This is a genomic window from Brucella lupini, assembly GCF_002252535.1.
Classification (GTDB): domain Bacteria; phylum Pseudomonadota; class Alphaproteobacteria; order Rhizobiales; family Rhizobiaceae; genus Brucella; species Brucella anthropi.
This window is the reverse complement of the sequence record NZ_NNRN01000053.1, coordinates 416,956-438,652: the sequence shown is the minus strand read 5'-3', so window position 1 is coordinate 438,652 and position 21,697 is coordinate 416,956. Positions and strand designations below refer to the sequence as shown.

The following is a 21,697-nucleotide window of genomic DNA, read 5'->3' as shown; positions in this document are numbered from 1 at the left end:
GTTGTGGCGCCATATAGACCCCATCATTCCAAACTGTCAACGACCAATCCGCAATTTCTCCAAAAAATCTTTCCACAGTCCAACTTGAAAATAAGCCCGCTCAAAGCGGCCCTTTTCAAAAACACACATATTATGATCGCGATACTCTATTCGGGTTCGTATTCGCGAACACCGTCGTCCTTGGCAAACAACACACATGGCCCCTGAGACCCCCGTGGATCATACGCATATCCCTTCGCCGCTAGCGCATGCATCATATCCCGGATGCCAGCCAAGCCATAAAGGTGATCATGTAATTCAAGGAAGATGCGCTCCACACCCGTCAAATCGGCGTTTTGCAGCAGGTGATGCTCAGCGCCTTCGATATCCATGACAAGAACATTGATACCGTGGCGAGTGATGAACTCGTCAATATTGGTCGAGGACAATTCTATAGCGTGTTCGTATGGCCCTTGATTCTCATCCATGGATGACATCCAGAGGTCACGCCGCACATAGAAGCGGAAAGAGCGGGGTTCGCCTGCAGTAAGAATCCCTTGGGAAAGCACAACATTGTTGATGCCGTTGGCATCGATTACACGCTGAGCAAGCGCTGCAGTAGACGGGTTAGCCTCGAAAGCCCAAACAGACACCTCGGCAATCTTGGCAATAATCGATGTGATAATTCCGATGCCTGAGCCGAGCTCCAGCACGCGATCTCCCGGCTTCACTACCTTGAAAATCGAACGCGCTTCTTTGGCTTCATAGCTGCCGCTCATCAAAGCCTGCCAGATAACCGGCGAAACTTCGTCAGATGCGATCGGCACGTTAATCCCATGTACTTTCAGCAATTCCTACGCCCCAGTTCCCCAGTATCGGAGTATCGCGTCCAAACGAACGACCAAATGCACTCCAACTTATTGAATGCATCACACGTAACTTTACGATGTGATTAGCGTATGAACATAAACTGATTTGCCTATCTGATGCCAGTTGTCACACCGCTATATCGTCAGCGATTTGATGCATGACCGACCGCCTTGACGTCCTGCCCACTCCGACCATGAAGATGTTTGAGTTTTGAAGCCGGCATCGGCCTACCTATGAGGTAACCCTGAACTTGATCGCATCCCAACCGCTTCAGGCACTCGAACTGCTCCTCAGTTTCAATGCCTTCTGCAATTGTTACCATTCTGAGGCTGCGCCCGACCCCAGTTACGAGTTCGACAATCGCCAGTGCGTCCGGTCGCGTTGTCACATCGCGTACGAAAGATCGATCAATCTTGATCTTGTCGAAGGGGAACCCGCTGAGACTGCCAAGCGAGGAATAGCCTGTTCCGAAATCGTCCATCGCGATCTGGATACCCAATGCTTTTAGCTGGCGTAGAGTGCTCAAGGTCTGCTCATTTTTGTCCAGCAGAACTGATTCTGTGATCTCGAGCTCCAACCGATTCGCTTCGAGGCCGCTTTGCTCCAGGGCATCGATAACGCTTTGAATGAGGTTCAGGCTGCGAAACTGAACAGGAGAGAGGTTGACTGCGATCTTGAGCGGCTTATTCCAATGAGCAGCTTCAAGACAGGCCGTCTTGAGCACCCAATCCCCTAGCGCGTGAATAAAGCCAATCTTCTCGGCCACGGGAATAAACTCTACCGGTGAAACTGCCCCCCGGATAGGGTGAGTCCAACGGAGCAAAGCCTCATAACCGCATATCTCACGCGTTATGGTGCAGGCTTGCGGCTGATAGTAAACTTCCATTTCACCATTCTCCAGTGCCTTCTGAAGATCGGCCTCAAATGACTTCTTCTCCCGCAAACGCGTCTGCATCTGCGATTTGAATACGCTCGCATGACCAGGCCCGAGAGCCTTTGCCTCATAAAGCGCCAAATCGGCATGTTTGAAAAGTTCCTCCGTGTCGGGTTCACCCTCGGAGATTGCGACACCGACACAGGTTCCGATTTTGATTTCCAGCTCGCCGACATGATAAGGCTGGCTGATCACGTCCATCAGGCGATCCGCAAGTTCCAGTGCTTCCTCTTCCCGTAATCCCGTGGAAAGCACGGCAAACTCGTCCCCGCCCAGGCGACACACCATGTCACCTCGTTCGCCGAGTTTGGTAAGACGTCGTGCAACTGCCTGCAACAGTGCGTCGCCAACATCATGCCCAAGCGTATCGTTTACGTCCTTGAACCCATCGAGATCCAGAAGAAGAATAATGGCCGATTGGCTTCCCGTCTGTGCGGCCTCAAGCCTTTTCTCCAAATCCTGCCGGAACAGGACACGATTGGGCAATCCGGTCAGCGCATCGTGATGTGCATCGTGCTCCAGCCGAAAATTCTGCGACTGCAGTTCACCTGTCGCTTGCCTAAGATCGCTTGTCAGGCGTTGCATGCTGCCATGCGCCCGATCAAGAAGCTTGTTGTGACGTAGCAGAAGAATAACGAGCACGACGCCGCAGAGAATGAGGCCCGCCGCCAATCCGGTGTAGATGAGATGCAACTGGCGAACTTCTGCCTGGGCAGCATCTATAAGTCCGACATCATACTCAACTGCAGATGACGCAAGCGCTGTCATCGGACCATCAAGCGCACTCATTAATTGCAGATGGGTTTTGACCTCGTCTGCATCAAGTTTATCCAGCTGGACGTCAAGTGCCTGAAGAACGTCGCTTAGCTTCAAAAAGAGATCGCGTCGCCGCTGATCGTTTTGAATGAAGGAGCGCAGATTGCCTTGCTGCAACAGTTCCAGTCGCCCGAGCATAATATCGAGGCGAAGCCGCACTTCGTCGCGCGTCTCTTCGTTCATATCCAGAACGTATCCAGCCAGAACGTGCTCAAGCCGCATATATTCCGATACAGTCTGACCAACAGCCCAGGAATCATTATAACGGGAGAATTTCTGAAGCGCTGTCTGTCGTTCGGCAATGACATAGGCGATATAGGCCGTTGCCACCACGAAACAACAGATAATGACGCCTAGAATTCGTCTCACACTTTGCCTCTATTCAACTATCAGCTTGGCAACCTGCCACGCAGAACGTGTGTAATAGGTCTGGCTTTGGAGCTGTGGGTCGCTGTCATACGGGTAAATAATAAACAATGGTCCTTTATCGCGAACCGGCATGTAATTGCCATCTCGTTTCATGGCAAGAATAACATTGAACTTCTTGAAGTCTTCCATCGGTAACGAGCTAACATAATCGTTCAACGCTACCGCAGTCACTTTCGTTCCCTTGGCGCCGACAAGCGTCATAAGCTTGTCCATCGACACGCCGTCAAAACGCACACGACCATCATACCATGGATTTGCCGTTTCTACGGTCACTAAACCCAGGGCCTCCAGCATATCCCGGTCAAATTGTGCTGTATCGCCAACATTTGTATTCGAAATATTGCCGGATATGACCAGAATCGGCTTACCCGTCGGTTTGGCCAGCGGTTCAGCAGCGGCCCCAGATAGCCAGACGAAAGGCAAGAGCAGACAGGCAAGGACTCGAATTAGTTTCATTGCATTTCCCCATGATAAATTAGAACAATAAAGAGAATTGCCTAAATCAACGTGAAGATCGCATGAGTCTTGTATTTTTTCATGTTCTTATGCATAAAAATGGAATATCGGCGTCAAGCTTGCCGCAACGTAACTTCAAACGACCGCAGTTAGTGAATTACCCTAATGTTAGATCGTTTTTATTGGATAGTAACGCTTTTAATATGCCGTATCAGCTGAGCACTAGGTCAATCAGGCTCAATTCGTGCTGTCAAAAACAAAAAGGACAACGTGTTTGACGCTGCCCTTTGGAGAAATTGGATAGTTATTCTCGCATCAACCGACTAGTTTTCCGCCGGTCATCGGCTCAGGAACGCCGGTTGTGCTCGGAAAACTGATAGGCAAACTGCGCAAGGCTCGCACTGCGAGGAAAGCAAAACATTCAGCTTCTACAGCATCGCCTCGCCAGCCAAGCGTTTCGACAGGCACGAGTTCCACCTTGGCGCGCTCGACCAGCATATGCATCATGGTTGGATTGCGACGGCCACCGCCACTGACTGCAAGCCGTTTCGGCCGACGCGGCAGAATGTCCAGAGCCTTCCCAACCGCTGAAGTTGTGAACGCGGTCAATGTCGCCGCGCCATCTTCCTCGTTCAGGCCGTCGGCCATCGTCTCGGTAAAGTCGAAGCGATCCAACGACTTGGGATACGGAGCAGTCAAATAGGGGTGCTTGAGCAGTTCGGCGAGCCGGTCTTCGTCTACCTTACCTTTTGCTGCCAGTGCCCCGTCGCGGTCCATTTCGCCCAATCCCTGCTTTTTCATAAAGTCATTGATAGGCGCATTGGCTGGACCGGTATCGAATGCCACAAGCGCATCATCACCATCCCACCAGGTTATGTTACCGACACCACCGAGATTGAGAATCGCAGTATTGCCACTCGCATCAGCACTGCGCAGCAAGGCAGCATGATAGACGGCCGCAAGCGGAGCACCCTGCCCGCCAGCCCGAATATCTGCCGTCCGGAAATCATAAGCCACTTTAGTAGCGAGCAGTTCGCTCATAAGCCTTCCATCGCCAAGCTGCCTCGTATCACCAAACCTGCCTGCCTGCGGTGCACGATGCAAAACCGTCTGCCCGTGGAAACCGACAACGCCAATATCCGCCATCGACAGCCCGCTTTCCTCAACCAGTTCGCGCACAGCCGCAGACTGGGCGCGTGTCAGCGCTTCCTCTGCCTCAGCAAAAATCGCAGGTTCCGCACCTTCAAAATTCCAGACGCGAGCCTCGGCCTGCGCCTGTTCGAGAAGATCACGAATCCAACGCGGATAAGGTTTCAACGCGTAAGCGCCGAATTCCGCAATGGTTTCGCCATCAGTTTTCAACAGGGCAACATCGATGTTTCCATCAAGAACGGTACCGGTCATCAGGCCAACGGCCCATATTGGCTGCATAGACGTCTCCTATCCCAATGAAATTGCGTCGCCGACACCCTGACGCAGCGCCAGAATACCGCTGTCAAAGTGACGTGTCGGATGAATACGATTGGTGAGCAAGGTCCATGCCCTGCCCGCTTCAAAATCAATCCACAAGCCGGTTCCCGTGAAACCGGTATGCCCGATTGTATCCTTCGAATTGAAATTGCCCCCCGACCAACCGTCATAAGGTCGTTCCCAGCCATGCGTGCGGGTGGCGGATAGTGGTCGGCACATGTGTTCGATAACGTTTTGCGATGCACCCGTGCCGTCAAGCAAGCCAAGCGCAAAATCAAGTATGGACGCGGCCGTACCGAACAGACCCGCATGCGCCGCACCCTGCAACGCTGAACAATTGTCGTCGTGCACCTCACCGCAGAGTACACGATTGCGCCAGGTGCAATCTTCGGTAGCGGCACTAATCTCCGGCTCCGCGGAAAAGGCAAAGCCTTCGCCGGGGTCCATCTCGCGAATGGTCTTGCCGTAAAATCTTTCCATCGCAAAACCGAGCAGAATGAAATTGATGTCTGAATAAACCGGCGCGGATTCTCTCCATTCGCGTTGCAATACGAATGCGCGCAACAATTCCGGATCCCGTCCATATGTGTAAATCGGTTCGACCGACGGAAATGGCGTCTGGTGGCCGAGACATTCACGAAAGGTGACTTTGCGCTCCCAGGCATCATTATCATATTGCCGGAGATCCGGAAGCAACGTGATCAATGGTGCATCGAGGTCAATGACACCTTCCTCGGCCAGCGTAAGGATGCGAGGTGTCGTGAAAATCACTTTGGTCAGCGAGGCGAGATCGAACCACGTATCGGTTGTCATCGCGCGCCGGGCCGGAATGATCTGCGCATAGCCAGTCGCCCGGACAGCCCGGTTGCCGGAGAGATCGACCATTCCAAGCACCCCTCCCGGAATACGGCCTGAGTCGCACGCACCTGTCAGAAGGCTGAAAGCTTTTTCAAAGCGAGCCGTAAAAGCAGTATCGACGGAGTGGCGGACATTCGGTTCTGCCATGATAGTTATGCCTCGGTCCGGGCCATGTGATCATGACCATATGTCTGCCAGTTTGCCGGTGCCGGCTCATATCCCAGCGGGCGTACGAGTGAAGGCACTTGTCGCGTATCGAGGGTAAAATGCTCGTTGCGCCGATCAATACTTGGAACGGCAGAGATCAGCCGCTTCGTATAGGAGTGTTTTGGTGCAGACAGGATGGAAGCGGCATCGCCAATTTCCACGATGTGCCCAGCATAAACGACGGCGATGCGGTGCGCGACACGCTCCACTACCGCCATATCATGCGACACGAACAGATAGGCGAGACCACGTTCCTTCTGGAGATCGATCAACAGCTCCAGCACTTTCGCCTGTACGGATACGTCGAGAGCTGAGACGGCTTCGTCGAGTACCACCACTGAAGGATTCAGCATCAAGGCGCGGGCAATACAAAGCCGCTGGCGCTGCCCGCCGGAAAACTCGTGCGGATAGCGTTCCAGACTGTTTGCAGGCAGCCCCACCCGGTCAAGCAACTGCAGCATCTTCTGTCGTGTTTCCGGCCCGTCGCGCCCGCCAGCAGCTATGACCGGCTCAGCAAGAATACTATCGATACGCAGACGAGGATTAAGCGATGCATAGGGATTTTGAAAAACCATCTGCACAGAAGATGAATTTCGAGTGTCGGCGGTATCTGTTACACCGACTTCAAGCTTGCCGTGTGACGCTTTGACGAGCCCGAGAATCGCCCGCGCAGTCGTCGACTTACCCGAACCACTCTCCCCTACGACCGCCAGTGTTTCGCCCGGAACAAGATCGAAATCGACACTCTCCACGGCATGAACTGCACCAAGTCTGCGGCCAAGAATGCCGCCCTTGACTGGGAACCGGACTGTGAGCCCTTCCACAGCCAGAATTGGGTTCGTTCCGGGTTTGGCCGCTCGTACGTTATCCGTTCGTACCGCCTTGCCGCTTTCAAAATGTGGCACAGCCTTCAGGAGATGCTGCGTGTAAGGATGCTGAGGCTGATCGAGAACGACATTCAGTTCACCTTGCTCCACTGCCTCGCCGTGTTGCATGACCATGATCTTGTCGGCCATACCTGCGACCAGACCAATGTCATGAGTGATAAAGATCATCGCCATGCCGGCTTCGCGCTTCAGCTCTGCCAGAAGTGCCATGATCTGTGCCTGTACCGTAACATCGAGCGCTGTGGTCGGCTCATCGGCGATCATGAGGCGCGGATTGCAGGCAAGCGCCGTTGCAATCATCACCCGTTGCAGCATACCGCCGGAAAGCTGGTTCGGGCAGTATTTGAGACGCCGTGCAGCATCTGGAATGCGTACGCGATCAAGTACGTCCTTGGCAGCGGAAGCTGCCTGCTTGCCGGTAAGTCCACGGTGAAGACGAAACGATTCCTCAATCTGTGTCCCGATAGTGAGCACTGGATTGAGTGACGTCATGGGCTCCTGAAAAATCATGCCGATTTCCGCGCCACGGACTTTCGTCACCTCAGCTTCATTCGCAGTCGCAAGATCGATGGTGGTACCGTTCGCGCGATTCAACTCGATCGTTCCATCGATAATGTGCCCGCCGCCAAAGTCCACAAGACGATTGATCGACAAGGCCGTTACAGATTTACCGGAACCGCTTTCCCCGACAATCGCCAGCGTTTCCCCGGCGGCGAGATCGAAACTCACACCGCGCACAATCTCATTGGCTTCAGGATTGCGCCCGAAACCGACACGAAGGTTTGAGACGGACAGAAGCTTGTTCATGCCGCTACCCTCCGCATTCTGGGATCGAGAATGTCGCGTAGAGCATCACCCAGAAGGTTGAAGCCAAGTATACCGATCATGATCGCCAGCCCCGGAAATGCCAGCAGCCATGGCGCGGTTTCCATGAGATTGCGCGCATCTGCCAGCATGAGACCAAGCGACGAAGCCGGCGGCTGCGTGCCGAGACCGAGGAAGCTCAAGCCTGCTTCAGTCAGCAGCGACCAGGCAAGCGCCAAGGTGATCTGGACGGTCAAAGGCGCGATCAGATTAAGCAGCAGATGGCGCGAAAGGATGTAACGGTTGCTACTGTGGAACGTACGCGCTGCATCAACAAATTCACGTGTTTTGATCGACAAGGCCGGACCACGCACAACCCGCGTAAAAATCGGGGTGTAGACGATGGCGATGGCGGCGATACTTGTTCCTGTTCCCGGTCCGACAACGGCAATGATCAGAAGCGCAAGCAAGATTGCCGGAAATGCCAGAAGCACGTCCATGACGCGCATGACAGTTCCATCCCACCAGCGCCCAAACCATGCCGCAGTCAATCCCAGAACGGTGCCCGCGATGGCGGCAATTCCGACCGCAGAAAAGCCAACGATGAAGGATTGCGCGATGCCTGCCATCAGGCGGCTCATGACGTCACGACCGAACAGGTCAGTTCCCATCCAGTGGGCAGTACTTGGAGGACGCAGCCTGTCTATCCGGTACTGCATCAACGGGTCATGCGGCGTAAAACCGAAATACCCCAGAAACGCGACGATCAGATAGATCAATACGATGAGCCCGCCGATACGGCCACTCGGATGAGCGAAAACGGAACGCAATATCTGCATTAGTTTTCCCCCAGACGAATGCGCGGATCGAGCGCAACGTAAAGAAGATCAACAAGCAGATTGACGATCATGAAGTTGAACGCGATGAAGAGAATACTACCCTGTACCAGCGCATAGTCGCGCTGCAATATGGCATCCAGCACCATGCGTCCGAGCCCCGGCAGAGCATAGATCTGCTCGACCAGCACAGCTCCGCCCAGAAGGTAACCGAATTCTACACCACTCAGCGTCACCACAGGGATGAGTGCGTTCGGCAATGCGTGTCGCCAGATGACAGAGCGGGCCGAGGCACCCTTGCTGCGGGCAGTGCGAACATAATCATCACTGAGAACATCCAGCATAGCCGAACGCGATATGCGTGTGACCGACGCCGCAAATGCACAGCCGAGCGTTATGGCGGGCAAAATCATCTGTAGAAAATTCTGCCACGGATTTACCCATAGTGGCGTGAATTCGCCCATAGTCGGCAACACACCGAACCCTGCCGAAAGAATATAAATGAAGAGGAGACCAAGAACGAAGCTCGGAGTCGACTGCCCGATCATTGCAAAAATGCGAACCACGAGATCGGACATTTTTTCGTTGCGCGTTGCTGCATAAACCCCAGCCGGGAGGCCGATGAGCAAGGCAATAATCATCGACATCAATGCCAGCTGCAGTGTCAGCGGGAAGCGTTCCAGAATAACTGTCAGAACTGGCTTCCCGAATGTGACCGAGACACCCAGATTACCTTGCACTACGTCACCGAGCCAACGCCAGTACTGTGTGGTCCAGCTTTGGTCGATACCAAAATATTGCGCCAGAGACTGCCGCTGTTCCGGCGTCAGCAGCCCTGCTTCCGTTCCAAGCATAGCCGTAATGGAATCACCTGGAACCATACGGATCGCGACGAAGACAAGGATCGACACCCCCAGCATAACCAGGGGAAATGTCAGCAGCCGACGTGTCAGATAATTCATGTCAGATTACTCACGGCCTGCCGTCAAGGAAGGCACTGGAAAGCCACGCCTCCATATTGAAGACGTGGCGGATTTCATGACATCACTGCCCAATCTGCAGCTTGGTTACGCCGAACAGCGAACCGGTAGCGCGAGGCTCAAAACCGATAACGTTCTTCTGGTGGGCGACGTAATTATTGGCCGTATAAAGCCATATCCACGGAGAAACTTCTGTTATGTGCTTTTCGAAGTCAGAGAAGATAAGCTTGCGTTTTTCAGGATCAGTTTCGGCTCTTCCCTTTTGCATCAGATCGTCAAGCGTATCGTCAATATACTGTGCGACTTTCTGCAGGTTACCCGCCTTTGTCCAGTAACGGCCATACATCGTGTAGGGATCAGCCGAACCACCGTTAAGCGCCACCGCCATATCGAAGTCGCCCTTCAACCACGTATCGACATAGACGTTGAGTTCCATCATGCGGATATCGAGCTTGATGCCGATTTCGGCGAGTTGCGACTGGAGAACCTGGGCTTCGGCTGCAGCGGTTGCAGGTTCTCCATTCGCAGCAATGATAGTTGCCGAAAAACCATCCGCATAACCGGCATTCGCCATCAGCTTCTTCGCTTTTTCGACATCGCGCTTGTAGCAGAAGAGCGTGTTTGGATCGCTCGCATAGGCCGGCATTGTCAGCGGGCCCGTTACCTTGCCTTCACCGAGCAAGGCTGTATCGAGCACATCTTGACGATCAACGGCGCAGGAGATTGCCTGACGCACCGCCAGTTCCGTCATCGGCTTGCGCGACGGGTTCAACTGCAGGACATGATAAGCAAGAGCCGGAGTGCGCACCAGTTCCAGAGCGCTTTCGTTCGGCACCATCGTTGCGACCAGAGGGTCGTTGAGGAGCGCAAAGTCGATCTGCTTGGCGCGAAGCGCCGCAAGGATTGCTGTTTCGTCCGGCAGGACACTGATATCGATCCCGTCGATCGCTACTTTACCGCCCGCCCAGTCGGGATTGGCTTTCAGCACTTCCTTGGAATTCGGTTCCCAGCGCTCAAGGATGAATGGACCCGACCCAACAGTTTTCGTACCTATAGTTCCAGCCTTGATCTCGCTTTCTGGAACGACCGCCGCATTGATGCTGGCGATTGCAGCCAATAGCGGAACGTCAGGCTGGGAGAGTTTGAAGACGACCGTTTCAGCGTCCGGCGTTTCAATAGCAGAAATGGAACCGAAGTTCGCACGCGCGACAGCGCCTGTCTTTTCATCCAGAATGCGCTCGAAGGAGGCCTTCACATCGGCAGGCGTTACCGGCTGACCGTTCTGAAATTTCGCATTCTTGTCGAGCTTGAATGTGAGAACCTTTCCGCCTTCGGAAAATTCCCAGCTTTTGGCAATGGCAGGCGCAATCTGCAGGTCGGAACCAAGACGGACGAGCGGCTCATAGATGAGCTCGAGCAGACGAATCGATGAGAATGCTGGCTGCTTATGCGGATCGAGACCAGTGGCATCCTGCGACCAGGCCATTCGGAGCGTCGCGGCAAAAGCCGTCGAAACACCCATTCCACCAAAGCTTCCAATGCTCAACGCTATTGCGGCCGCGCCTGCAATAAGGCTTTTCTTGAAACTCGCTCCCATTTTCTTCCCTCGCAAATGACTGCAATGCTAATGTCCGACTGCTTCCCCGCTTCGGCTCACGCTTTATTGGCATTTATTGCCTGTCTAAGAAATCCCCCAGCATTCTTTAATGCCTTTCTTGCCTCATCCACTGGCATTCCGGTGATCGTGATGAGGATTGCAAGCTTGACCTCATTATCTGTCAAAGCGAGAACGCGTTTTGCCTCCCCCGCCCCGCAACCGGTTGCCTGCATGACAATTCGCGATGCCCGCGCGACAAGCTTATTGTTGGTGGCACTGACGTCCACCATGAGATTCTCGTATGTTTTCCCTATTCGGATCATACTCGCCGTCGTCAGCATATTAAGAACGAGCTTCTGCGCCGTACCGGATTTGAGCCGCGTCGAGCCCGTCAGTGTTTCAGGCCCGACAACCGGCGATATCGCGATTTCAGCCATGGTCGCAATGGTCGAATCGGGATTGCAGGAGAGCGCCACGGTCGTCGCGCCGATAGATGCTGCGTAGGCGAGACCGCCTATTACATAGGGCGTTCGCCCGCTAACGGCGATTCCCACGACAACATCGTGCGAAGTCAGACCTATGTTGCGCAGATCAGATTCCCCGAGCGACGGATCATCTTCTGCCCCTTCGATCGCATGTTGCAAAGCATCCACGCCGCCTGCAATCAGCCCGATCACCATGCCTTCCGGTACGCTGAAAGTCGGAGGACATTCCGATGCATCGAGAACGCCAAGACGTCCGCTTGTTCCTGCGCCCAAATAAATCAGCCGGCCGCCAACCCGAAATGCGTCGACGATCTTATCGACGGCCTGGGCGACCTGAGGCAGCACTTGCTCAACAGCAGCGGGAACCAGATGATCCTCGTCGTTGATGCGGCATACGATAGCAAGGCTCGATAAGAGATCGATATCCATCGTGCGTGGGTTTCGCTCTTCAGAAACCAGCCTATCCAGTTCAGATAACAACGCCTGTTCCGTCATGCCTCTGCCTGCTTATCGAGCAGCGTTCAAAACGCGCCGCCTTATGGTTAATAAATGTTAGGATTATAAATTCCATCAGTCAATCAAAATAAGGAATAAATTATTCCTTATTTGCAGAAGCCATGTTTCGCGCAAGAATGATCGCACCGGAAACCGCATCACCGTCGGCAGGTTTCAACCGTCTGCGGACGTCTGGCGCCAACCACGGTTCAAGTGGGGTAGCAAGCCCGCCAAGCAAGGTCACGCGCGGCGCCCCCTTTTCGAAAAGCGCGCGTACGATAGTATCTATGTGGCCCGCAGCCGCCTGAACGATACGGCGTGCCGCTGCATCTCCCTGGTCCGCATGACGCATGACCATAGGCGCCAGAGACGCATATTCTGTAGCGGTTGCGCGGTCCATCCACGCCACAGCGTCCATCGGGGTCTGATTAAAGCGCTCCATAACCTCGTAGAGAAGCGGCGTACGCTCGATCCGATCATCATAAGCCTGAAGGGCCTGTTGAATCGCTGACAGCCCCAGAAAAGCACCACTACCCTCGTCGGAAATTGGAAAGCCGTAGCCTCCGACGCGAATGTCGATACCATTCACGAAGCCGAGACCAATTGAGCCGGTCCCGGCAATAACGATAGCCCCATCACTACCCGAATGTGCACCGAGACATGCGCCTTTGCCGTCACTCATGAAATGAATACTCGAAAAGGGATGCTGTATAGCCTGAAGTGCTTCGAGCGCACCTTCCCTGCCTATGCCCGCCAGCCCAACGCCTGCATGTGTTCTGGCCAACTCTTCAGCACCCAGGCCCGCCTCGCTGATTGCTGCGTCAAACGCACGTGCGATGGATTCCCACGCCTTGTCTATCCCGAGCCGTGTAGTTGCCGGGCCAGACAATCCTTGTCCCAGCACATTGCCGGTCTCATTTTCCAGCCGGGCTCGACAGCCCGTACCGCCGCCATCCACACCAAGATAGAACTGATCTTTCCCAACCCTGTCCGACGTCATTCTGACAGCCGTTCTATATCTGCACCGCAAAGCTTCAGTTTGCGGTCAAGCTGTTCATATCCACGATCCAGATGATAGATGCGATTAACGACAGTTTCTCCGTCGGCCACGAGTGCTGCAAGAACAAGTGACACGGACGCCCGCAAATCCGTTGCCATAACCTGTGCGCCATGCAGCGGGCGTCCGCCGCGTACCAGCGCAGTTGTTCCCTGCAGTTTGATGTCGACGCCAAGCCGCATCAGTTCCGGCACATGCATGAACCGGCTTTCGAACACCGTTTCGCGAATGAGCGATGCTCCTTCGGCACAAGCCGTCAGCGCCATGAACTGGGCCTGCAAATCCGTCGGGAAACCCGGATAGGGTTCGGTCGTCAGATCTGCGCCACGCAAGGAGCCGTTGCGCGAAACAACCAGACCGCGATCGCTTGGCCAAACGCTGACGCCCATCGTTTCAAGCACCTGCACAACAGACGCGAGATGTTCAAGACGGGCATGCGTGAGTTCGAGCGTGCCGCCTGTAATGGCGGCAGCAACAGCGTAAGTTCCGGCCTCGATACGATCCGGTATGCCGTGGTGGCGGGCAGTCCGCCAAGATGTATCGCCCTGGATCAGAATGCGATGCGTACCCGCTCCTTCAATCTGCGCACCCATGCCCCCGAGACATGCGGCGAGGTCGCCAATTTCCGGCTCACGAGCCGCGTTCAATATTTCCGTTTCGCCACGAGCGGAAGTTGCCGCCATCATCGCCGTCGCCGTCGCGCCAACAGAAGGCGCTGGCAAAACAATCCGGCTTCCGATCAGGCCGTTATCAGTCGAAGCCACGATCCAGCCGCGATCAATGGAAACATCTGCGCCAAGTGTTGCGAGCGCTTTCAAGTGCATATCCACGGGACGCGCACCGATGGCACACCCGCCCGGCAAGGAAACACGAACCTTGCCCAGTCTCGCCAACAAGGGTGCCAGCACCAGAACCGTCGCGCGCATTCGTCTTACAGTGTCATAAGGAGTTTCTCCTCCGACAACATCTGTGGCGGTTATTGTCGTCGAGTGCGGCGCGCGGGAGACCTGTACTCCATGTGACTGCACGACATTGAGCATGTTTTCGACATCACTCACCGCTGGGAGGTTGGTAAGTTCAACAGGATGAGGGCTTAACAAGGAAGCCGCGATCTGAGGCAGCGCGGCGTTTTTTGCACCGGAGATATTGACCGCTCCCTGCAATGGTCGTCCACCGACAATTCGCAATCGTTCCATGTCTCTCCACCATGTCCTCTCTTGCGGATTGTTAGCTCATTCCGTAAATTTTAAAAGATTGGAATTTTATATTCCAAATCAATTTCGGTTGTCCTATGAGGCAAGGCGACCGAATATCGAGCCCTCCGGTGCCGGAATTGGGAATAATCGCGCATGTCGATCCTGCAAAAGATCAACGCCAAACTGAACGAATTGACTGTTGCAGACCGAAAGATCGGCCAGTTCATCGTCGATCATCCAGAACAGGTATTGAAGCTTTCCTCTTCCGCGCTCGCGGTCGCAACCGGTCGGAGTCAATCCAGTGTCGTCAAGTTCAGTCAGAAGTTCGGGTTTGACGGCTATCAGGAACTTAAACTCGCCGTCAGTGAGGCGCGCGCCAAGGAATGGCAGGTTCCGGCAGGCATGGTCCATGGCAGCATTGAGACCGGGGACAGCTATATCACGGTTCTGCAGAAGCTTATCGGCAGTAAACTGCAATCCATGCAGCAAACGATTTCCGCCAACAATGAACAAGGTATCGACGGCGCTTTGCAAGCCCTGATCAGCGCCCGGCGTATCCACCTCGCCGGCGTTGGCGCATCGTCACTCGTCGCACGCGATTTTTCTTACAAGCTGATGAAGCTCGGTCGCAATGTGATGCACGACAGCGATAGTCACATCCAGATGGCCAATGTTTCCACATTGCACGAGGGTGACGTTCTGTTTGCCCTTTCCTATTCAGGAACGAGCATTGAAACCCTTCGCATTGCTGAACAGGCTAAAAAATGGGGAGCGACTGTGATTGCCGTCACAGGCCTCAACGAGAACCCGCTCAATAAGATCGCCGACATTCGTCTGTACACAGTCGCAGACGAAGAACGCGTTCGCTCATCATCGATCACCGCACGCGATGCACAACTGGTTCTGACCGATTTGCTTTTTATCCTGCTATTTCAGCGACAACAGGATGCCAATGACTACGTACATAAAAGCGAAGCGGCAGTGTCTTCGCTGAAAATATAAGCGGTTGGATCAATCAATAATAGCTGCGGCGGCGAGGCTCGCGAAGGCAGCAAGGAATGCCACTGCGACAGCACCGACCTTTGTGAAAAGATTGAACATGTCGCCAGGCGTTTCACGGTTGGACATGTTGAGATAGACCAACGCAGCGACGATGATGACAATCGAAAAACCGAAAGCGGAAACCCACTGCCATATCTCGGACATGAAACCTCACAAACGCTGAACTCATTTTGAAACTGCGCGAATTATATCAAAACATTATTACTACAGTGTGATGTCACTTAATGTTTCACATTCAAGCCTGCAATGTACCATAGGACGTTTAGTCCGGTAATCATCAATTTGTGATCGCTTACCTCACTCATGCTGTTGCGGGAATGGTCTCGCATCTGTCGCAATAAATGCTGAAAAGCGAACTCCACATCGTGTTTCGCCGATCGACCTTGTAGTCCTGCATTTTTGAACACAAGAGCAGAGAGATTACTTTCAGACGGCGCAAGCCGTGATATATCTGGCGACAAGCGAGCTGCTTTCAGACACAGGCTTGCGCACAAACAAAATCACAAAGGTATGCATTATGACTTCACCGTCATCTCCTCCGCGGATCGAACAGGAAGAGCGCCTGGAACGACTGGCATTGTTGCAAGGCAAGTTGAGAGAGCGCGGGATTGGCGGCCTTCTGCTCGGGCCAACGGCAAGTTTGCGTTATTATACCGGGCTTGTCTGGCACATCAGCGAACGTTTTCTGGGTGCCCTCGTCACACCGTCGGAAGTCATTTATATCGTTCCCGGTTTTGAACAGAGCCGCGTAGAAAGCCTGCCGCATCTGCCAGGAGAAATCCGTGTTTGGCAGGAAGAAGAAAGTAGCGCAGCGCTGATAGCATCACTCATTCCGGCAAGTGCTACTCTTGCCGTGGACGATGCCGTACCGCAGTTCGTCTATAATGCCCTTAAACAGGAAATCTCGCCGGAGCGCTTGCTTGACGGTGGCGAACTGATCCGTGAACAGCGCATCTGCAAGTCAACCAATGAAATAGCTATTATTCAGCACGCGATGGATCTGACGCTTGAAGTTCATCGCCGGGCGCATGCGCTGATCAAGCCCGGCATTGCCGCAAGCGAAGTGGTGCGCTTTATCGATGAACAGCACCGTGCCCTCGGCGCCGCAGGTGGCTCGACATTCTGCATCGTCTCGTTCGGAACGGCGACTTCGTTGCCACATGGCGCAGATGGCGAACAGTTCTATCAGCCCGGTGACGTTATCCTTGTGGACACCGGATGCCGTATCGATGGCTATCACTCCGATCTCACGCGCACCTACATGCTGGAAGAGCCAAGCGCAGAGTTTTCGCGCATATGGGCAATTGAACGCGAAGCACAGCAAGCCGTTTTTGATGCAGCAAAGCTTGGTGCGGCTTGTTCAACCCTTGACGATGCGGCACGCGCTACGCTCGTGAAGCATGGATTGGGACCGGATTATGCGCTACCCGGCCTTCCGCATCGAGCCGGTCACGGCCTTGGTCTGGAGATTCATGAGGCCCCATACATCGTTCGCGGCAATTCGCTCCCGCTCGCTGAAGGCATGTGCTTTTCCAACGAACCAATGATCGTGGTCCCGGGCCAGTTCGGTATTCGTCTGGAAGACCATATCCATATGACGGCGACCGGACCAAAATGGTTCACCCAGCCCGCGAAAGGCCCAACCGAACCTTTCACATAATGCCGTAACTACTGCTATCGATTGCCGGGTACTCCCGCCCAGCTTTCCGATTGCTTTTCGCCAATACCGATCAGATCAATGGCTCGCGCCGCGATCTGATCGGCTACTTCATCGACAGATTGGGGTTTGAAGTAAAAGGCCGGAACCGGCGGCATCACAATCGCGCCCATTTCCGTCACCGTGCACATGTTGCGCAGGTGGACCAGATGCAGCGGCGTTTCCCGCGCGATCAGGACCAGCCTGCGCCGCTCCTTCAAATGAACGTCCGCAGCGCGGGTTAACAGACTGTCGCTGTGCCCCGTTGCGATCGCCGCGAGCGTCCGCATGGAGCACGGCGCAACGATCATACCGGCCGTTGCGACTGATCCGCTTGCAATCAGTGCACCTATATCGCTGACGGAATAACTTCTGTGCGCCAGCCTGTGCAGAAGCGCATAGCCGTCAGGACCCAGCTCGTGGCGCAATGTTTGCTGCGCTGCGTCCGATACGACCAGGTGGCTCTCGACATCGTTTAAAGTGGAAAGTTGTTCCAGCAGTTTGAGCGGGATGAGAGCGCCCGATGCGCCGGAAATGCCAACAACAACCCGTTTCATCGCATGCTTTCCTTAATCAACCCAAGCTCGCCCCACATTGCATCCACGCGGGCGATTACATCGTCGCTCATCTTCAGCACCGCACCCCATTCCCGGTCAGTTTCCGTACCGATTTTGTTGGTCGCATCAAGTCCGAGCTTCCCGCCCAGACCTGAGCGCGGCGATGCGAAATCGAGATAATCCACTGGTGTGTCGGTAAGCGTGATGACATCGCGACTGGCATCGAAGCGTGTGGCAAGTGCCCACATGACGTCATCCCAGTTACAAACATTTATGTCGGGATCGACGGCGATTATGAGCTTCGTGTAACTGAACTGTGGCAGCATCGACCAAAGCCCCATCATCACCCGCCGCGCCTGACCGGGATAGCGCTTGTCAATCGAAACGACTATTGCCCGATAGGAACAGGCCGCAGGAGGCAGCCACAGATCGGCGATTTCCGGGAACTGCTTTCGTACAATTGGCACGAACAGCTCGTTCATCACTTCGCCAAGTCTTGAGGGTTCATCCGGCGGGCGACCAGTATAGGTCGAAAGATAGACCGGGTTTTTCCGCATGGTCATCGCTGCCACCTGCATGACCGGAAATTCCTCGACACTATTGTAATAGCCCGTGTGATCACCATACGGACCCTCTGGCGCTGTTTCTGATGCGGAAATTCGCCCTTCCAGAATGATTTCAGCGTTAGCGGGCACGGAGAGCGGCACAGTGTGCGCATCAACGACGGAAGGCCTGCGTCCAGCAAGCAGGCCCGAGAAGGCCAGTTCGCTCATCCCTTCAGGCAAGGGCATAACGGCTGCAAGGATTGTCGCCGGATCGGCCCCGATAGCAACAGCAACAGGCATATCCTCGCCTCGCTTTTGCCACATGCGGTGATGACGCGCACCGCCGCGATGGGCGAGCCAGCGCATGATCAACTTATCCCGGCCAAGCTTCTGCATCCGGTAAATTCCGACATTTACGTCGGATGGATCGTCTGGTGCCCGTGTGATAACCAGCGGCCAGGTGACAAGCGGCGCAGGCTCTCCCGGCCAACACCACTGGATCGGCAGTAGATCGAGGTTGACTGCTTCGCCTTCCAATATCGTCGCCTGCACCGATGCGCGTCGGACCTGCCGAGGACGCATATTCAATGCTGCCTTTGCCAAAGGCAGCTTGCTCCATATTTCCCCTGCTGAACGGGGCGGCTTTGGTGCACGCAGTTCCGCAAGCATCTCCGCAAGATCGGGAATTTCCTCGACGGCACGACCAAGTCCCAATGCAATACGTCGCGCGGAACCAAAAAGATTGGCCACGAGTGGAATTGAATGTTGATGACCGTCTGCATCGACCGGTTGTTCGAAGAGTAATGCCGGACCATCCACTTCGAGCACACGCTTGTGGATTTCTGTTATTTCCTGGACGAGCGAGACCGGACGCTTGATCCGGACGAGATCATTGCGCCGTTCAAGCTCCGACAAGAAGTTTTGCAGGCAGTCATAGTGTGACGGAAGAGATTGGGCCATTTTCATGTCCCTAGTTTTGAATATCGAATTCTTTCACCGTCTTTGATCTGAATCAAACTGCCCTTGTATTGAATCGCCTAATTCTAAATTCACCTTGTAAAGCTCACCGGAGCTGAGTGATGATGAAAATACCGCCAGCTGTGGCTGTTCCTGCCCGGCTTGTTCCACCCTTTTTGATCGCCCCTTTTGTCTCGCGCATTTTCTTTCAAGTGATGCGCGCGCATCCGGGCCTCTTCGAGCGTCTCGGAGACTATGCGAAGAAGCGGTTCCGTTTTCGTCCGTCCGACATACCATTCGCTTTTGTGATTGAGCCGGATAAGCCGCGCATCACAATCGTGCGCGACGACGAAGCGACGGAAGTCGATGCAGGCATCGAAGGGCCACTGGTTATGCTGCTCGCGCTTCTCGAAGGTAAGCTTGATGGAGATGCGCTGTTCTTCTCCAGGGATATTACCGTCACGGGCGACATGGAGGCCATGCTGGCGCTTCGCAATGCGCTGGATGACTGCAATATAGACCTTCCATCCAACCTCGGCACAAGTGCCGGACCGTTTGCCCCGATGGTCCGCGGCATTGCAAACTACGTACGCAGCAAGGCCCTCGGCAAGGAAGCTACCGGATGGAACTGATTTGTCCTGCAGGAACGCCATCGGCCTTGCGTGAAGCAGTGGGTGCTGGAGCGGATGCGGTCTATTGCGGCTTTCGCGACGAAACGAATGCACGCAACTTTCCCGGCCTTAACTTCAGCCGTGACGAACTGCGCGATGCAATCCAGTTCGCCCATGCCCGCAAAACACAGGTTTTCGTTGCCATCAATACGTTCATGCGCGCAGGCGATGAGCACATTTGGTATCAAGCCGTAGACGATGCGTCCTCCCTTGGTGCAGACGCAGTCATTCTCGCCGATTTCGGGCTCATGGCCTATACTGCCGAGAAGCATCCAACACAGCGGCTCCACGTATCCGTACAGGCCTCAGCTTCCAACGCAGACGCGATTCAGTTTCTCGTCAATGCATTCAAGGCTAAGCGTGTCGTGTTGCCACGCGTACTGACCATCGCTGATATTGCGAAACTCGGCCGCAAGATCGGCTGTGAAATGGAAGTATTCGTATTCGGTGGACTATGTGTGATGGCAGAAGGACGATGCTCTCTGTCGTCCTACGCCACTGGCAGATCGCCCAACATGAACGGTGTTTGCTCACCGGCCAGCCACGTCCGCTACCGGCAAGACGGAGAGGAACTCGTCTCCGAGCTCGGTGATTACACGATCAACCGTTTTCCTTTGGGCGAACCCACCGGCTATCCGACACTCTGCAAAGGCCGCTTCAATATCGCAGACGATCAAGGTTATGCATTTGAAGATCCGGTTTCGCTCGATGTCATGAATCATATCGATGAGTTGCGGGCGGCGGGCGTCTCGGCGCTCAAGATTGAAGGGCGCCAGCGTGGCAAGGCTTATGTTGGTGAAGTCGTCTCCACACTTCGTCAGACACTCGCAGCAAGTCCCGAAAGCCGCGCCGCCCTTCTGTCCCGCCTCCGTCTGCTGAGCGAAGGCCAGCAAACGACTTCGGGCGCTTACGACAAACGCTGGAGATAGATATGTCAGCACCCAGCCTCAGCCTTGGTCCCGTTCTCTTCCTGTGGGACGGCCCAAAATGGCGGGATTTTTATTTTCGTATCGCCGATGAAGCCCCGATCGACCGCGTCACCGTCGGTGAAATCGTCTGCTCCAAACGGTTCCATTTCCTGACACCTTATATGGATGCTGTGATCGAGCGGCTGCAACGCGCAGGAAAAACGGTGAACGTCGGTTCGCTGGCGCTTGTCATGCTTGAACGGGAAGCAAAACAGGTTCGTCACACGATCAAGGAGGCGACACTACCGGTAGAAGCAAACGATCTGTCGGCACTGGGGCTGTTGTCCGGTGTGCCGCATATAGTCGGTCCACTGGTCAATGTTTATAATGCTGCGACTGCCAAGGTTCTTGCGGCCCGTGGTGCACAGTCTATCTGCCTGCCGCCAGAGTTACCAATCAGTTCAATCCGAGAGATCGTCAAAGCCGCGCCTGAGATTGCGTTTGAAGTATTCACGTTCGGACGAGTGCCGCTCGCCATTTCAGCTCGTTGTGCGCATGCGCGATCCAAGGGCCACATAAAGGACAACTGCCAATTTGTTTGCGGTGAAGAGCCCGACGGACTGCCAGTCAAGACCCTGGATAGCCAACCATTTCTGGCACTGAACGGTGTGCAGACGCTCTCTCATACCTGTCAGTCACTGATTGAGGACCTGCCTGAGCTGCAAGAAGCAGGGATCAGGCGTTTTAGACTGTCACCGCAGGACTGCGACATGGTGGAAGTAGCCCATATCCATGACGAGGTGCTAAACCGATCTATCAGCCCTGACGACGGCATTGCGCGCTTGAGAACTGTCTATCCGGGCGTCCCGCTCTCCAACGGGTTCTTGCATGGGAACATCGGGGCTGCATGGATCAGCCGTCAGCGGTCGGCGGCTGCAAACTAGA

20 protein-coding genes are annotated in these 21,697 nt (G+C 54.5%); 5 read left to right on the top strand and 15 right to left on the bottom strand.

The features are described from left to right. Positions 1-146 precede the first annotated feature (146 nt). The 12 genes from CES86_RS18890 to murA form a co-directional block, all read right to left on the bottom strand. Positions 147-830 (bottom strand): FkbM family methyltransferase, encoded by a 684-nt coding sequence (locus tag CES86_RS18890; RefSeq protein ID WP_029929952.1) that lies wholly within the window; start codon positions 828-830, stop codon positions 147-149. A gap of 161 nt (positions 831-991) precedes the next feature. After that, positions 992-2,968 carry a putative bifunctional diguanylate cyclase/phosphodiesterase gene (locus CES86_RS18885; RefSeq protein ID WP_012092576.1) on the bottom strand — a complete coding sequence of 659 codons (1,977 nt, stop codon included), beginning with the start codon at positions 2,966-2,968 and terminating at the stop codon, positions 992-994. Between the two features lie 9 nt (positions 2,969-2,977). Further along, complete coding sequence (locus CES86_RS18880) at positions 2,978-3,484, bottom strand: oxidoreductase (RefSeq protein WP_010661764.1); 507 nt, start codon at positions 3,482-3,484, stop codon at positions 2,978-2,980. Between the two features lie 315 nt (positions 3,485-3,799). Next, positions 3,800-4,915 carry an anhydro-N-acetylmuramic acid kinase gene (locus CES86_RS18875; protein WP_029929950.1) on the bottom strand — a complete coding sequence of 372 codons (1,116 nt, stop codon included), beginning with the start codon at positions 4,913-4,915 and terminating at the stop codon, positions 3,800-3,802. A gap of 9 nt (positions 4,916-4,924) precedes the next feature. Beyond that, positions 4,925-5,959, bottom strand: a complete 1,035-nt coding sequence (locus CES86_RS18870; protein WP_029929947.1) for a serine hydrolase domain-containing protein — start codon at positions 5,957-5,959, stop codon at positions 4,925-4,927. A 5-nt stretch (positions 5,960-5,964) separates the two neighbouring features. After that, the gene (locus CES86_RS18865; RefSeq protein WP_094515065.1) at positions 5,965-7,713 is read right to left on the bottom strand and encodes an ABC transporter ATP-binding protein; all 1,749 of its coding nucleotides are present in this window, start codon (positions 7,711-7,713) and stop codon (positions 5,965-5,967) included. After that, the gene (locus tag CES86_RS18860) at positions 7,710-8,549 is read right to left on the bottom strand and encodes an ABC transporter permease (RefSeq protein ID WP_029929943.1); all 840 of its coding nucleotides are present in this window, start codon (positions 8,547-8,549) and stop codon (positions 7,710-7,712) included. Before CES86_RS18860 ends, CES86_RS18865 begins: the two co-directional genes overlap by 4 nt. Next, the gene (locus CES86_RS18855) at positions 8,549-9,508 is read right to left on the bottom strand and encodes an ABC transporter permease (RefSeq protein WP_012092570.1); all 960 of its coding nucleotides are present in this window, start codon (positions 9,506-9,508) and stop codon (positions 8,549-8,551) included. The genes CES86_RS18860 and CES86_RS18855 overlap by 1 nt, the downstream gene beginning before the upstream one ends. Before the next feature lie 82 nt (positions 9,509-9,590). Continuing rightward, entirely contained in the window at positions 9,591-11,123 is a 1,533-nt protein-coding gene (locus CES86_RS18850; RefSeq protein ID WP_029929941.1) for an ABC transporter substrate-binding protein, read from the bottom strand. A 56-nt stretch (positions 11,124-11,179) separates the two neighbouring features. Beyond that, the gene (gene murQ, locus CES86_RS18845; protein WP_094515064.1) at positions 11,180-12,103 is read right to left on the bottom strand and encodes an N-acetylmuramic acid 6-phosphate etherase; all 924 of its coding nucleotides are present in this window, start codon (positions 12,101-12,103) and stop codon (positions 11,180-11,182) included. 100 nt (positions 12,104-12,203) lie between these two features. After that, positions 12,204-13,103: an N-acetylglucosamine kinase gene (locus tag CES86_RS18840; protein WP_029929936.1), complete on the bottom strand. Its 900-nt coding sequence runs from the start codon at positions 13,101-13,103 to the stop codon at positions 12,204-12,206. Continuing rightward, positions 13,100-14,356: a UDP-N-acetylglucosamine 1-carboxyvinyltransferase gene (gene murA, locus CES86_RS18835; protein WP_029929934.1), complete on the bottom strand. Its 1,257-nt coding sequence runs from the start codon at positions 14,354-14,356 to the stop codon at positions 13,100-13,102. Before murA ends, CES86_RS18840 begins: the two co-directional genes overlap by 4 nt. Before the next feature lie 153 nt (positions 14,357-14,509). On the opposite strand from murA, the gene CES86_RS18830 reads away from it, so the two are divergent. Beyond that, positions 14,510-15,358: a MurR/RpiR family transcriptional regulator gene (locus CES86_RS18830; RefSeq protein ID WP_012092565.1), complete on the top strand. Its 849-nt coding sequence runs from the start codon at positions 14,510-14,512 to the stop codon at positions 15,356-15,358. A gap of 9 nt (positions 15,359-15,367) precedes the next feature. Here the strand turns inward: CES86_RS18830 and CES86_RS18825 are convergent, their stop codons facing one another. Further along, the gene (locus tag CES86_RS18825; protein WP_010661753.1) at positions 15,368-15,562 is read right to left on the bottom strand and encodes a hypothetical protein; all 195 of its coding nucleotides are present in this window, start codon (positions 15,560-15,562) and stop codon (positions 15,368-15,370) included. Positions 15,563-15,935: 373 nt separating this feature from the next. Between CES86_RS18825 and CES86_RS18820 the strand changes: the two genes are divergently transcribed. Next, entirely contained in the window at positions 15,936-17,078 is a 1,143-nt protein-coding gene (locus CES86_RS18820) for a M24 family metallopeptidase (RefSeq protein ID WP_094515075.1), read from the top strand. A 14-nt stretch (positions 17,079-17,092) separates the two neighbouring features. On the opposite strand, the gene CES86_RS18815 is transcribed toward CES86_RS18820, so the two are convergent. Both CES86_RS18815 and CES86_RS18810 read right to left on the bottom strand, forming a co-directional pair. Further along, positions 17,093-17,671 carry a UbiX family flavin prenyltransferase gene (locus CES86_RS18815; RefSeq protein ID WP_029929930.1) on the bottom strand — a complete coding sequence of 193 codons (579 nt, stop codon included), beginning with the start codon at positions 17,669-17,671 and terminating at the stop codon, positions 17,093-17,095. Beyond that, positions 17,668-19,182, bottom strand: a complete 1,515-nt coding sequence (locus tag CES86_RS18810) for a UbiD family decarboxylase (protein ID WP_029929928.1) — start codon at positions 19,180-19,182, stop codon at positions 17,668-17,670. Before CES86_RS18810 ends, CES86_RS18815 begins: the two co-directional genes overlap by 4 nt. Positions 19,183-19,295: 113 nt before the next feature. On the opposite strand from CES86_RS18810, the gene ubiT reads away from it, so the two are divergent. Genes ubiT through CES86_RS18795 form a run of 3 tightly spaced genes read left to right on the top strand, consistent with a single transcriptional unit; the run spans position 19,296 to position 21,696 of the window. Beyond that, positions 19,296-19,805 (top strand): ubiquinone anaerobic biosynthesis accessory factor UbiT, encoded by a 510-nt coding sequence (gene ubiT, locus CES86_RS18805; RefSeq protein ID WP_029929926.1) that lies wholly within the window; start codon positions 19,296-19,298, stop codon positions 19,803-19,805. Beyond that, positions 19,796-20,773 carry a ubiquinone anaerobic biosynthesis protein UbiU gene (gene ubiU, locus CES86_RS18800; protein WP_029929923.1) on the top strand — a complete coding sequence of 326 codons (978 nt, stop codon included), beginning with the start codon at positions 19,796-19,798 and terminating at the stop codon, positions 20,771-20,773. Before ubiT ends, ubiU begins: the two co-directional genes overlap by 10 nt. 2 nt (positions 20,774-20,775) lie before the next feature. Then, complete coding sequence (locus CES86_RS18795) at positions 20,776-21,696, top strand: U32 family peptidase (protein WP_029929921.1); 921 nt, start codon at positions 20,776-20,778, stop codon at positions 21,694-21,696. Position 21,697 lies beyond the last annotated feature (1 nt).

Coding starts and splice junctions, on each gene's coding strand:
- CES86_RS18880 (WP_010661764.1), bottom strand. CDS start 3,484: ATGAAACTAATTCGAGTCCTTGCCTGTCTGCTCTTGCCTTTCGTCTGG.
- CES86_RS18875 (WP_029929950.1), bottom strand. CDS start 4,915: ATGCAGCCAATATGGGCCGTTGGCCTGATGACCGGTACCGTTCTTGAT.
- CES86_RS18870 (WP_029929947.1), bottom strand. CDS start 5,959: ATGGCAGAACCGAATGTCCGCCACTCCGTCGATACTGCTTTTACGGCT.
- CES86_RS18865 (WP_094515065.1), bottom strand. CDS start 7,713: ATGAACAAGCTTCTGTCCGTCTCAAACCTTCGTGTCGGTTTCGGGCGC.
- CES86_RS18860 (WP_029929943.1), bottom strand. CDS start 8,549: ATGCAGATATTGCGTTCCGTTTTCGCTCATCCGAGTGGCCGTATCGGC.
- CES86_RS18855 (WP_012092570.1), bottom strand. CDS start 9,508: ATGAATTATCTGACACGTCGGCTGCTGACATTTCCCCTGGTTATGCTG.
- CES86_RS18850 (WP_029929941.1), bottom strand. CDS start 11,123: ATGGGAGCGAGTTTCAAGAAAAGCCTTATTGCAGGCGCGGCCGCAATA.
- murQ (WP_094515064.1), bottom strand. CDS start 12,103: ATGACGGAACAGGCGTTGTTATCTGAACTGGATAGGCTGGTTTCTGAA.
- CES86_RS18840 (WP_029929936.1), bottom strand. CDS start 13,103: ATGACGTCGGACAGGGTTGGGAAAGATCAGTTCTATCTTGGTGTGGAT.
- murA (WP_029929934.1), bottom strand. CDS start 14,356: ATGGAACGATTGCGAATTGTCGGTGGACGACCATTGCAGGGAGCGGTC.
- CES86_RS18830 (WP_012092565.1), top strand. CDS start 14,510: ATGTCGATCCTGCAAAAGATCAACGCCAAACTGAACGAATTGACTGTT.
- CES86_RS18825 (WP_010661753.1), bottom strand. CDS start 15,562: ATGTCCGAGATATGGCAGTGGGTTTCCGCTTTCGGTTTTTCGATTGTC.
- CES86_RS18820 (WP_094515075.1), top strand. CDS start 15,936: ATGACTTCACCGTCATCTCCTCCGCGGATCGAACAGGAAGAGCGCCTG.
- CES86_RS18815 (WP_029929930.1), bottom strand. CDS start 17,671: ATGAAACGGGTTGTTGTTGGCATTTCCGGCGCATCGGGCGCTCTCATC.
- CES86_RS18810 (WP_029929928.1), bottom strand. CDS start 19,182: ATGAAAATGGCCCAATCTCTTCCGTCACACTATGACTGCCTGCAAAAC.
- ubiT (WP_029929926.1), top strand. CDS start 19,296: ATGATGAAAATACCGCCAGCTGTGGCTGTTCCTGCCCGGCTTGTTCCA.
- ubiU (WP_029929923.1), top strand. CDS start 19,796: ATGGAACTGATTTGTCCTGCAGGAACGCCATCGGCCTTGCGTGAAGCA.
- CES86_RS18795 (WP_029929921.1), top strand. CDS start 20,776: ATGTCAGCACCCAGCCTCAGCCTTGGTCCCGTTCTCTTCCTGTGGGAC.